Raw genomic sequence first — 624 nt, forward strand, 5'->3', positions numbered from 1 at the left:
ATCTTAACGAACAACCGACCTAGCGTGATCTTAAACGATCAAACCATAACCTGTGGTTAAATGAAGAAGGGCGCACGGTGAATGCCTTGGCACTAGGAGCCGATGAAGGACGCGACGAACAGCGATATGCTTCGGGGAGTTGTAAGTACACATTGATCCGAAGATTTCCGAATGGGGAAACCCACTGCTTTTCACAGAGCAGTGCTGTATGGTGAATACATAGCCATATAGCGGCAGACCCGGAGAACTGAAACATCTTAGTACCCGGAGGAAGAGAAAGCAAACGCGATTTCCTGAGTAGCGGCGAGCGAAACGGAACATAGCCCAAACCAAGTGGCTTGCCACTTGGGGTTGTAGGACACTCTATACGGAGTTACAAAGAAGCGAGATAGATGAAGCGACCTGGAACGGTCCATCGAAGAAGGTAAGAATCCTGTAATCGACATTTCGTTTCCTCTTGAGTGGATCCTGAGTACGGCGGGACACGAGAAATCCCGTCGGAAGCAGGGAGGACCATCTCCCAAGGCTAAATACTCCCTAGTGACCGATAGTGAACCAGTACCGTGAGGGAAAGGTGAAAAGCACCCCGGGAGGGGAGTGAAATAGATCCTGAAACCGTGTGCC

The 624-nt window shown here is 50.3% G+C and carries 1 rRNA gene; it reads left to right on the forward strand.

Annotated elements, in window-relative coordinates:
• Window positions 1-54: 54 nt before the first annotated feature.
• A 23S ribosomal RNA gene (locus JCM19039_RS21250) occupies window positions 55-624 on the forward strand; the annotation flags it as partial.

This window comes from Geomicrobium sp. JCM 19039, from assembly GCF_000698145.1.
In the GTDB taxonomy this organism is placed as follows: domain Bacteria; phylum Bacillota; class Bacilli; order Bacillales; family Marinococcaceae; genus Geomicrobium_A.